The sequence below is a fragment of the Rhizobium sp. R86522 genome (assembly GCF_042466255.1).
GTDB lineage: Bacteria > Pseudomonadota > Alphaproteobacteria > Rhizobiales > Rhizobiaceae > Allorhizobium.
Genome location: NZ_JAXHBX010000001.1, coordinates 3,819,606 through 3,830,400, shown reverse-complemented (window position 1 = coordinate 3,830,400; position 10,795 = coordinate 3,819,606). Strand labels below are relative to the sequence as shown.

9 protein-coding genes are annotated in these 10,795 nt (G+C 61.7%); 4 read left to right on the top strand and 5 right to left on the bottom strand.

What is annotated here, in order from left to right:
• Nucleotides 1–5: 5 nt before the first annotated feature.
• On the top strand, nt 6–710 hold the full coding sequence (locus SJY08_RS18570; RefSeq protein WP_377277491.1) for an SURF1 family protein: 705 nt from the start codon (nt 6–8) through the stop codon (nt 708–710).
• A 21-nt stretch (nt 711–731) separates the two neighbouring features.
• Here the strand turns inward: SJY08_RS18570 and SJY08_RS18565 are convergent, their stop codons facing one another.
• A complete protein-coding gene (locus SJY08_RS18565) occupies nt 732–1,472 on the bottom strand; it encodes a TetR/AcrR family transcriptional regulator (RefSeq protein WP_377277489.1) in 741 nt (246 codons plus the stop codon).
• Nucleotides 1,473–1,530: 58 nt separating this feature from the next.
• On the opposite strand from SJY08_RS18565, the gene SJY08_RS18560 reads away from it, so the two are divergent.
• From SJY08_RS18560 to SJY08_RS18550, 3 genes are read left to right on the top strand one after another with little or no spacing between them, the layout of a single operon-like run.
• Nucleotides 1,531–2,658: an efflux RND transporter periplasmic adaptor subunit gene (locus SJY08_RS18560; protein ID WP_377277487.1), complete on the top strand. Its 1,128-nt coding sequence runs from the start codon at nt 1,531–1,533 to the stop codon at nt 2,656–2,658.
• Nucleotides 2,655–3,740, top strand: a complete 1,086-nt coding sequence (locus SJY08_RS18555) for an efflux RND transporter periplasmic adaptor subunit (protein ID WP_377277485.1) — start codon at nt 2,655–2,657, stop codon at nt 3,738–3,740. Before SJY08_RS18560 ends, SJY08_RS18555 begins: the two co-directional genes overlap by 4 nt.
• Entirely contained in the window at nt 3,737–6,790 is a 3,054-nt protein-coding gene (locus tag SJY08_RS18550; RefSeq protein ID WP_377277483.1) for an efflux RND transporter permease subunit, read from the top strand. The genes SJY08_RS18555 and SJY08_RS18550 overlap by 4 nt, the downstream gene beginning before the upstream one ends.
• Nucleotides 6,791–6,848: 58 nt before the next feature.
• Here the strand turns inward: SJY08_RS18550 and hutC are convergent, their stop codons facing one another.
• From hutC to hutG, 4 genes are all read right to left on the bottom strand, one after another.
• On the bottom strand, nt 6,849–7,586 hold the full coding sequence (hutC, locus tag SJY08_RS18545) for a histidine utilization repressor (protein ID WP_377277481.1): 738 nt from the start codon (nt 7,584–7,586) through the stop codon (nt 6,849–6,851).
• Between the two features lie 87 nt (nt 7,587–7,673).
• Entirely contained in the window at nt 7,674–8,291 is a 618-nt protein-coding gene (locus SJY08_RS18540; protein ID WP_300889371.1) for a HutD family protein, read from the bottom strand.
• A gap of 17 nt (nt 8,292–8,308) precedes the next feature.
• Nucleotides 8,309–9,982, bottom strand: a complete 1,674-nt coding sequence (gene hutU / locus SJY08_RS18535) for a urocanate hydratase (RefSeq protein ID WP_377277479.1) — start codon at nt 9,980–9,982, stop codon at nt 8,309–8,311.
• A 12-nt stretch (nt 9,983–9,994) separates the two neighbouring features.
• Nucleotides 9,995–10,795: an N-formylglutamate deformylase gene (gene hutG / locus SJY08_RS18530; protein ID WP_377277477.1), complete on the bottom strand. Its 801-nt coding sequence runs from the start codon at nt 10,793–10,795 to the stop codon at nt 9,995–9,997.

The window sequence follows — 10,795 nt, the reverse complement described above, 5'->3', positions numbered from 1 at the left end:
GTGACATGACGCGAGCGGGCCGACCATGGTGGATCATCGGGCTCGGCACGCTCGCCATCGCCCTGCTCCTCGGGCTGGGCGTCTGGCAGCTCCAGCGTCTTCAGTGGAAAACGGCACTCATAGAACGGGTCGAAGCGGGGCTTCTTGCCCCGCCGGTCTCTGCGCCCGGTCCTAATGACTGGGCTGCCGTCTCCTTCGACACCGCGGAATATCGCCGCGTCGAGGTACAAGGCCGCTATCTTCCGGGCGACGATATCCTCGTCAAGGCCGTTACGGCCCGCGGGTCCGGTTTCTGGGTCATGTCGCCTTTCGAAACGCTCGAAGGGTGGCGGCTCTTCGTCAACAGAGGCTTTGTACCTGATGATCGCACGTCGCCGGCAGATCGTCAGCGACCTGCTGGCGAGCCCGAGGTGACGGGGCTTTTGCGGCTCACCCAACCCGGCGGCGCCTTTTTGCGGGACAATGATCCGGCCAATGGCCGCTGGTTCTCGCGTGACACCTTTGCGATGGCCGGTACGCTGGGACTCGGTGACGTGGCGCCCTATTTCATCGATTCTGACGCACGCGGCGACGCACTCCCGATTGGCGGGCTGACCGTCGTCTCCTTCCCGAACAAGCATTTCGGCTATGCCATGACATGGTTCGGTCTGGCTGCCGTCTTTGCCTATCTGCTTTACCGTGCAACGGGACCCGGCGAAACACACCGCTGATAGAGCCCTTGCAACGGTTGGTCAGGATCCCTTCGTTCCAGCTGCTTGAAGGGTGGGCACCGCGTTGTTAGCGGGGCCGGTCCACATGCTCTTGATGATCTGCTTCACCTGGTATTGCAGCATTTCGTCATGTCTCGCCACCTCCACGAAGCGGCCGGTGAACTCGCGCGTTGAACTCAAGAGTCCCGCAAGCGCGATCGACGCCATCATGCCCAGTTTGATATCGAACGGACGCTTCTGCCCCGCCGCCTCAAGGCTTGACTGCACGAAAGGATAGACGACTTCGAGAAATGGCTTCGCCAAGGCCTCCTCGATGAAATCCTTTCGTTCCTCGTCCCGGCTTTGAATGATTTCCGAAAACATAATTCTCGAAAAATGTGTTCGCCGCCAGATCACGTCCACGACTTCGGAACTGATGAAATCGACACGCTCTGCTTGCGGGCGGTCTTGGGCCCGAGCAATCGCTGCCTCGAGCAATTCCACGGTTTCGCGCGCCACTTCGGTCACGATCGCCTGCCAAAGGCCCATTTTTGATCCGTAGCGGTAGGATATCAGCGCGACGTCGACACCCGCGGTCGCTGCGATTGCGCGCAGTGATGTCTGCTCGAAACCATTTGCCGCAAAGGTCTCCATGGCAGCCTCCAGAAGGCCTTCGGCATTCTGTTCTGCGCCCCGGCGAGGCCGACCCCGTTTCCGCTCTGGCACGTTCTTAACCTGTTTCACACCACCCTCAATTCGTTCGCTTGACAAGCCTAGCCGCATTCCGGCATATATTCAACAGACGATGAATAAAATCCTCCCTCGTTTTCAGGAGCCTGCGATGCCCACCCCGTTGGTAACGCGCCAGATGGGTCGGTTGCCCCCGACGTCAAGAAAATTCCCATGGCTGCTGGCGGCAGTTCTGCCCCTCCTTCTCGCCTCCTGCAGCGACGAGGCGTCGGAAAAGACCGGCTATGTGCCGACGGTCAGGGTCGCAACCGCAGCCACCGTGTCCGATGCCGTCACGGTCTCCGGTACCGGGGAGGTGAAGCCGAGGGTCGAAAGCGTCCTGTCCTTCAAGGTCAGCGGCCGCGTCATCGCCCGTGATGTCGGGGTCGGCGATCGGGTGAAGGTCGGTCAGGTGCTTGCCCGCATCGATCCGACGGAACAGAAGGCGGATCTGGCGGCGGCAGAAGCGGCCATCCGCGCCCGCCAAGCCACCTTGCGCACCGCCGAATCCTATCTCAACCGCCGTCGCACCCTGACACAGACAGGTGCTCTGCCACAGCAGCAGCTGGACGAGGCGATCCAGCAATATGATTCGGCAGTCAATGATCTCGATGCAGCACAGGCAAATCTCGCCAGCGTGCAGGAAAGCCTGGCTCAGACCGAGCTGAAAGCCGATGCCGATGGCCTCATCACGGCTGTGAGCATCGAACCGGGAGAAGTCGTGCAGCCATCATCGGCCGCATTCAAGCTCGCCCATGATGGCGAGCTCGATGCTGTCTTCAACGTGGATGAAAGTGCCTTGACCAGGGACACGCCGCCTGAATCGGTGGAAGTCGCCCTTGTCGATCGGCCGGATATTCGCGCAGTCGCGCACATTCAGGAGATCAGCCCCTCGGTGGATCGCAAGCTCGGCACAGTACGACTGAAGCTGTCGATCACCGATCCGCCACCGGAGATCACGCTGGGTTCGGCAATTGTGGCCTATGCGAAGCTCTCGGAAGTGGGGCGAATATCCATTCCGTCCCAGTCTTTGACCAGTGCCAACGGAAAGCCCGCAGTCTTCGTCGTCGATCCGGCCACGGAGACAGTCGAGACCCGTCAAATCGAGGTGCTGCGCTACGACGCCGACCGGATCATCGTCGCCAACGGGCTTGAACCCGGTGATCAGTTCGTCGTCGAGGGAACGCAGTTTCTCTATCCGAAACAAAAGGTTCGTACGGTTCAGGGAGACGCGCAATGAAGCAAGTGAAAGCAATTGCATTTCTGTGCCTTGCGGTCGTTGCGCTGAGTTCCTGCAGCGAGGCCGAAGAACAGGCCGCGCCGCAGGAGCGTCCGGCTCTCTCGGTCATCGCCGGGCCGCGCGCGAGTGAGCCTGGATCGACCTTCACCGGGACCGTCGAGGCCAAGCTGAATGTCGACATCGGCTTTCGTCTGCTCGGTCGGGTCACCGCGCGCATGGTCGATGTCGGCGATGTCGTTCGTGCCGGCGAGGTTCTGATGACGCTCGACACGACCAGCCTTCAGCTCGCTGTCCGCCAGGCCGAAGCAGATCTTGCATCCGCAAATGCCAAACTCGATCTGGCGCAGGTCAATGCCAGCCGTCAGGCGACACTTCTGAGAACCCAGGCGACCACGCGTGAGCGACTGGAAGAAGCCGAGCAGACCGCGGAAGCCGCCGAGGCGACTGTCCGGCAAAAGGAAGCCGATCTGACGAAAGCGCGTGAGCAGACAACCTATGCCACTGTCGTCGCACAAACCGATGGTGTCGTTTCGGCCGTGAGCGCGGAAGTCGGACAGGTCGTTGCAGCCGGTCAATCGGCCGTGACGATCGCCCGGCTGGAGGCCCTCGATGCTGTCATCGATGTCCCCGACACGCTGAAGGCGCTTCAACTGCCCGACACGGAATACGAGGTCACCCTCCTGTCGAACCCGCAAATCAAGGCACAAGGTCGCGTGCGGGAGGTCGCACCCGAGGCTGATGGCGCAACCCGGACGCGGCGAACCAAGCTTGCGCTTTCTGCCCCGGACAAGGCGTTTCGCCTCGGCAGCACCGTGGTCGCGAGACCAATCGCAGCCGTCGCCACCGCCATCTGGCTGCCTGAAACGGCCATGGGTACCGATCAGTCAGGCGGCGCATTTGTCTGGGTCATCGACCCGGCCAGCGGTGCCGTGGCGCGTCGGCCTGTCGAAGCCGAAAAGGCCGATGGCGGCGGCTATGACATTGTTTCGGGATTGCAGGCCGGAGAGCGCGTGGTCAGCGCCGGCGTGAACTCCCTCACCGAAAATCAGATCGTTTCCTTCACCGACGAGATTGCCCGATGAACAGCAAATTCAATCTTTCCGAATGGGCACTGCGGCACAAGTCGCTCGTCTGGTATTTCATGATCCTCTCCACGGTTGCGGGGATCATGGCCTATTCTAATCTCGGACGGCAAGAAGATCCCGAATTCACGATCAAGACGATGCTGATCCAGGCCCAGTGGCCGGGAGCATCGGTCGACGAAATGACCAGTCAGGTCACCGATCGGATCGAGAAGAAACTGCAGGAACTCGAATCCCTCGACTACACCAAGAGCATCAATGCGCCGGGACAGGCGACGATCTACGTCAACCTTCTCGAGAACACGAAGGCGGCGGACGTCAGCCAGACCTGGGTCAAGGTCCGGAACATGATCAATGACATCGTTCCCAACCTTCCTCAGGGTGTGGTCGGTCCCTTTTTCATCGACAGCTTCGGTGATGTCTATGGCAATATCTATGCCTTCACGGCGGACGGACTGACACAGCGACAGCTCCGGGACTATCTGGAAGCGGCAAGAACCGAGATCCTTGCCGTTCCCAATGTCGGTAAGGTCGATCTCATCGGCGCTCAGGACGAGGTGATCTATCTGGAATTCTCCACCCGGCGTATGGCCGCGCTCGGCATCACCCAGCAACAGATCGTCGAGACACTGCAGAATCAGAACGCCGTTGTCGCATCAGGCACTCTGCGCACCGCGTCCGAGAGCATCAGCATGCGCGTCTCAGGTCAGTTCTCCACCGAAGACGATCTGAGAAAGGTCAACCTTCGCGTCAACGACCGCTTCTTTCGACTGAGCGATGTCGCGACCATCACGCGCGGCTATGTCGACCCGCAACAGGCGTTGTTCCGGGTCAATGGCGAGCCGGCGATCGGTCTTGCGATCGGCATGAAGCCGGGCTCCAACCTGCTCGAATTCGGCGAAGCCCTGTCCGAGAGGATGGAAAAGGTAACCGCCAACCTGCCCATCGGCATTGGCATTCATCATGTGGCCGATCAGGCAGTTGTCGTCGACGAGGCGGTCGGCGGTTTCACCAAGGCCCTCTTCGAGGCGATCGCCATCGTTCTCGTCGTCAGCTTCATAAGTCTCGGCGCCAGAGCCGGGCTCGTGGTCGCTCTGTCGATCCCGCTGGTCCTCGCCATCACCTTCGTCGCCATGGAGTATCTGGGCATCTCCCTCCAGCGCATTTCGCTGGGTGCATTGATCATCGCGCTCGGCCTCCTGGTCGACGATGCCATGATCGCCATCGAGATGATGGTGTCCAAGCTTGAACAGGGCGAACCCCTGTCCAAGGCAGCGATAGCGGTTTGGACCTCGACGGCGTTTCCGATGCTGACCGGCACCCTGGTCACCGTCGCGAGTTTCATTCCCGTCGGTCTAAACGACAGCGCCGCCGGCGAGTTCACCTTCTCGCTCTTCGTCGTCATTGCCGTTGCCCTGATCGTTTCCTGGATTGTGGCCGTTCTCTTCGCGCCGGTTCTCGGGGTGCTGATCCTTCCGGCAAAGATGGAGCGGCATCATGAGCAGAAGGGCAGGGTTGCCCAGATGTTCTCGCGCATTCTGGCGGCTTGCATGCATCGGCCGAAGATGACGGTCGCCGCCACATTCGGCGTCTTCCTCCTCTCCGTCTATGGCATGGGCTTCGTCCAGCAGCAGTTCTTCCCAGCATCGGATCGTCCGGAGCTGATCGTCGATTGGACCGGGCGGCAGAACTCCACGCTGGCCCAGACCAAGGCCGACATGGATGAATTCGAGGCCGCCTACCTCGCCAATGACGACAGTATCGACCACTGGACGTCCTATGTCGGGCAAGGCGCCAAGCGTTTCGTTCTCTCATTCGACGTGCAGCCGTCGGCCCCATATTTCGGCCAGATGGTCATCGTCACCAAGAGTATCGAGGCCCGTGAGGCGCTCAAGGAAAAGCTGAAGGCGGTTGCCGCAGATGGCTATCCGGGTACGGACATTCTGGTCAAGGAAATGGAGCTCGGACCGCCGGTCGGTCGGCCAATCCAGTACCGCGTCAGCGGCCCGGATCCGGAAAAGGTGCGCGAATACGCAGCCGGACTTGCAGCCGTCGTCGGCACGGAGCCACGTCTCGGTCGTATCGTCTTCGACTGGATGGAGCCGGCTCGCACCGTCAAGGTCGATGTGCTTCAGGACAAGGCCCGTCTTCTCGGCGTGAGCTCGAGCGATATCGCGACGGCGCTCAACAACATGGCCGGCGGCTCCACCATGACCCAGCTGCGCGACAGTATCTATCTGATCAACGTTGTTGGCCGTGCGCCGGGCGACGAGCGTCAGTCCGTCGAAACACTCCGCAATCTGCAGCTACCCGGCGGTGATGGCCAGTCCGTACCGCTCGCCTCCATCGCCACCTTCTCCTACGGCATGGAGCAGCCCGTGATCTGGCGTCGTGATCGCAGTCCGACGATCACGCTGAAAGCTGCCATTACCGATGCCACGCAGCCGGCCACCATTGATGCGGCCTTGAAGGGCAAGGTCGAAACCTTTGCCGCCGATCTTCCTGCGGGTTATCATGTCGCGGTCGGCGGCTCGGTCGAAAGCAGCGCCAAAAGCCAGGCACCGATTGCGGCCGTCGTGCCGCTGATGCTTCTGACCATGACGACGATCCTCATGTTCCAGCTGCAGAGCTTCCAGCGCCTTTTCATGGTGGTGATTGTCGCCCCGCTCGGACTGATCGGTGTTGTCGCAGCCCTCCTGCCCAGCGGGGCGCCTCTCGGCTTCGTTGCCATTCTCGGCGTCTTGGCCCTGATCGGTATCCTCATCCGAAACTCGGTCATCCTCGTGGTCGAGATCGATACGCTGCAACGCAACGGCCGGCATGCCTGGGACGCCGTACGCGAGGCCACCGAGCACCGCATGCGACCGATCATGCTGACGGCTGCCGCAGCCAGTCTCGCGCTCATCCCCATCGCCTCTGAGATCTTCTGGGGGCCAATGGCTTTCGCGATGATGGGCGGCATCATTGTCGGTACGGTGCTGACGCTGCTTTTCCTGCCGGCGCTTTATCTGATCTGGTTCCGGATCAAGGAGCCCTCGGTCACAGCCTGACCGACTGGGCCAACTTCGACCGGCCGCGACAAAGCTTGCGGCCGGTTTTCTTCTCGGCTCAATAAGAACTTTCGAGACTGTAGCGGCTACCCGGATAGAGAAGCCGAACGGATGTCACCAGCCGGTCGCCGGACCAGGTCCGACGCCGCACCAGAAGACAGGGTTCGGACCTTGCGATGGCCAGCAGCCGGCATTCCCAGGGCTGTGGAAGTACCGCCTCAACGAACTGCTCGGCACGCGAAATCGGCGCGATACCGCTCAGATAGGCATTCGGCGTCATCGCCAGGAAATCCTGATCGAGATAGGCGGGCGCAAGCTCCGCATGGACGAAGCGATCCTCGAGCTGGATCGGCAGGTCGTCCTCCTTGTGCACGATGACCGAATGAAAGGCTGATGTGCCGGCCTCCACTTCCAGCCTGTCCGCCAGATCGTGATCGCAAACTTCCGCCTGCATCAGCACGATCTCTACGGAATGTTGGCCGCCGCGCTCGGCGATCTCCTCGGCGATGTTGCGCACGTCGCTGACATTGGCCCGACGCTTCTTCGGTGCAACGAAGGAGCCGCGCCCCTGGACCCGCACGATGACGCCTTCGCTGGCCAGTTCCCGCAGCGCCCGATGCGCCGTCATCCGGCTCACCCCCAGCATCTCGACGAGCTCGTTTTCGGAGGGAATTCGGAAATTGATCGGCCATTCGCCACCCTCAATCCGCGCCTTGATCTCGGACTTCATCTGCTCGTAGAGCGGCGTATCCTGCCGTTCCTCGGGGAGTGCAAAGCCTGGCTGGTCGTCGGACATGGTGGGTCGATCCTGATGGTGGCGAAGCGATCTTGCCGGTTTCTCGCCGCAGCACTTCGGGCATTCCCTTATCGGCACAGGCCTTGTCTAGGCAACCGGTTCGGCTTCAAAAGCCCTATCCAGAGCGGCAGTTACTTCGATGCTGTAGAGCGTGCAATCAGCCGCGCGAGGCTCGACGGTGAACTCGAATGGCGCCTGCTCTGAGATCATGATATCGCCGAGCCCGACATCTGATCGCAGGCTATCGATCGTCACCCGGGCATCACCCCGAAACACGATTGCGACGGTGTCCCCCGACACCGAAAGCGTCTGTGCGGCTGAGACGTCGATCTTCGTCATGCGATGAACGAAAAACCCGCGACGGCTCATGACATTGAGGTCGAGCGTCTCTCCTCCAAGACAATCGGCCTGCACTTCCGCATCGCCGGAAAAGGCGAAGGGAGGCGAGCCCACGAGTAGCGGCGGCTCCCGCCTCCCATCGACCGTCAACTGCATGCCGTCGCCTTGCAGAACGGCTATCGTCCTGTCGATCCCGGCAAAGACCGAGAACGGACCGGAGGTCCCGACGGTCGCAAGACTGATTCGCCAGTCGAACCCGCCGGCTCCATCCGAAGCAGGCCTGGAGATCACCTCGCGGGTGATCCCCAGCCCGTTTTTCCAGGGCATCTTAAGGTGCTCGTCGAAGCGCTGGATGCGGATGGACATGGGCGTTTCGCGTCCCCTCAATTGCCGAGAATGCCGGGCAGACGAAGGCCTTTTTCCTTGGCGCAGTCGAGCGCGATGTCATAGCCCGCATCGGCATGGCGCATCACGCCGGTCGCCGGATCGTTCCACAGCACCCGCTCCAGCCGGCGTGCAGCATCGTCCGTGCCATCGGCGCAGATGACCATGCCGGAATGCTGTGAAAAGCCCATGCCGACGCCGCCGCCATGATGCAGCGAGACCCAGGTCGCACCCGAGGCGCAGTTGAGCAGCGCGTTCAGAAGCGGCCAGTCGGACACGGCGTCCGAGCCGTCCTTCATCGCTTCCGTCTCGCGGTTGGGCGAGGCGACAGAACCGGAATCGAGATGATCGCGACCGATGACGACGGGTGCCTTGAGCTCGCCATTACGCACCATCTCGTTGAAGGCGAGGCCGAGCTTGTGGCGATCGCCGAGGCCGACCCAGCAGATGCGGGCGGGCAGACCCTGGAAGGCGATGCGCTCGCGCGCCATGTCCAGCCAGTTGTGCAGATGCGTGTTGTCCGGCAGCAGCTCCTTCACCTTGGCATCCGTCTTGTAGATATCCTCTGGATCACCCGAAAGGGCCGCCCAGCGGAACGGGCCGATGCCACGGCAGAAGAGCGGCCGGATATAGGCCGGCACGAAGCCGGGGAAGGCAAAGGCATTCTCGAAGCCTTCTTCCTTGGCGACCTGGCGAATGTTGTTGCCGTAGTCGAGCGTCGGAATGCCCATGTTCCAGAAGTCGACCATCGCCTGCACATGGATCTTCATCGAGGCGCGGGCGGCGACTTCCACCGCCTTGGGATCGCTTTCCTGCTTCGCCCGCCATTCAGCAACCGTCCAGCCGACCGGCAGATAGCCGTGGATTGGATCATGGGCCGAGGTCTGGTCGGTGACGATGTCGGGGCGCACGCCACGGCGAACGAGTTCCGGGAAGATATCGGCGGCATTGCCGACGAGGCCGACGGATTTGGCTTCGCCGGCCTTCGTCCACTGGTCGATCAGGGCAAGCGCCTCGTCCAGCGTATGCGCCTTGGCGTCGACGTAACGGGTGCGCAGGCGGAAATCGATGCGGGTCTCGTCGCACTCGACGGCAAGGCAGCAGGCGCCGGCCATGACGGCGGCGAGTGGCTGGGCACCACCCATGCCGCCAAGGCCTCCGGTCAGGATCCACTTGCCCTTGAGATTGCCGTTATAGTGCTGGCGGCCAGCCTCCACGAAGGTCTCATAGGTGCCCTGCACGATGCCCTGGGTGCCGATATAGATCCACGAGCCGGCGGTCATCTGACCGTACATGGCCAGTCCCTTCTTATCCAGCTCGTTGAAGTGATCCCAGGTTGCCCAATGCGGCACGAGGTTGGAATTGGCAATCAGCACGCGCGGCGCATCCTTGTGGGTGCGGAACACGCCGACCGGCTTGCCCGACTGGACGATCAGCGTCTCTTCCTCAGTCAGCGTCTTCAGCGTCTCGACGATCCGGTCGAAATCCTCCCAGGTGCGGGCGGCACGCCCGATGCCGCCATAAACGACCAGCTCATGCGGCCGCTCGGCAACATCGGGATCGAGATTGTTCATCAACATGCGCAGCGGCGCTTCCGTCATCCAGCTCTTGGCCGAGAGTTCGGTTCCGGTGGCGGCGCGGACGTCGCGGATATTGTGTCTGGGATTGCTCATGGTCCTCGCTCCTCAGCGTTTCAGATCGAGCGCGATGGCTTCGATGGTTGTCAGAATGTCCTTGAGATGGCGTCGCAGCGCCTCGGCCTTTCCGGCGTCATAGGCGAAGGGTGGTGCCTCGGTGGCGAGATGCGTGATCTGCGCCAGTTCCATCTGGATGGCGTGCACGCCGGTCTCCGGCCGCCCGTAATGCCGTGTCGTCCAGCCGCCTTTGAAGCGGCCGTTGACCACAGACCTGTAGCCCTCGGCCCGACCGGCGATCTCGGCGGCGGCTTTCTCGATCCTGACATCGCAGGTGCGGCCCATGTCCGTGCCGATGTTGAAATCCGGCAGAGGCCCTTCAAACAGGAAGGGGATCAACGAACGGATCGAATGGCAGTCATAGAGCACCGCCACGCCATGCAACGCTTTCACGCGCTCGATTTCAGCCTTCAGCGCCGCATGATAGGGCTGATGGAAGCCTGCCAGCCGATTGGCGATATCGCCCTCGCTCGGCTCTTCGCCGCTTTTCCAGATCGCCACCCCGTCGAAATCCGTTTCCGGAACGAGGCCGGTGGTGTTCTGCCCCGGATAGAGGCTCACGCCATCAGGGTCGCGGTTCGCATCGATCACATAGCGATGGAAGGTCGCCCGGACCGTCGTCGCATCCGGCAACAACCCGGCATAGAGCTCATGGATATGCCAGTCGGTATCGGCCAGCAGTTTGCCGTTGTCATCAAGCCGATCCCAGATCGCGGGTGGGACATCCGTGCCCGTATGCGGGAAGGCGAGAATGACGGGCGAGTTGCCTTGGGTGATTTCGAAGACGGCCAT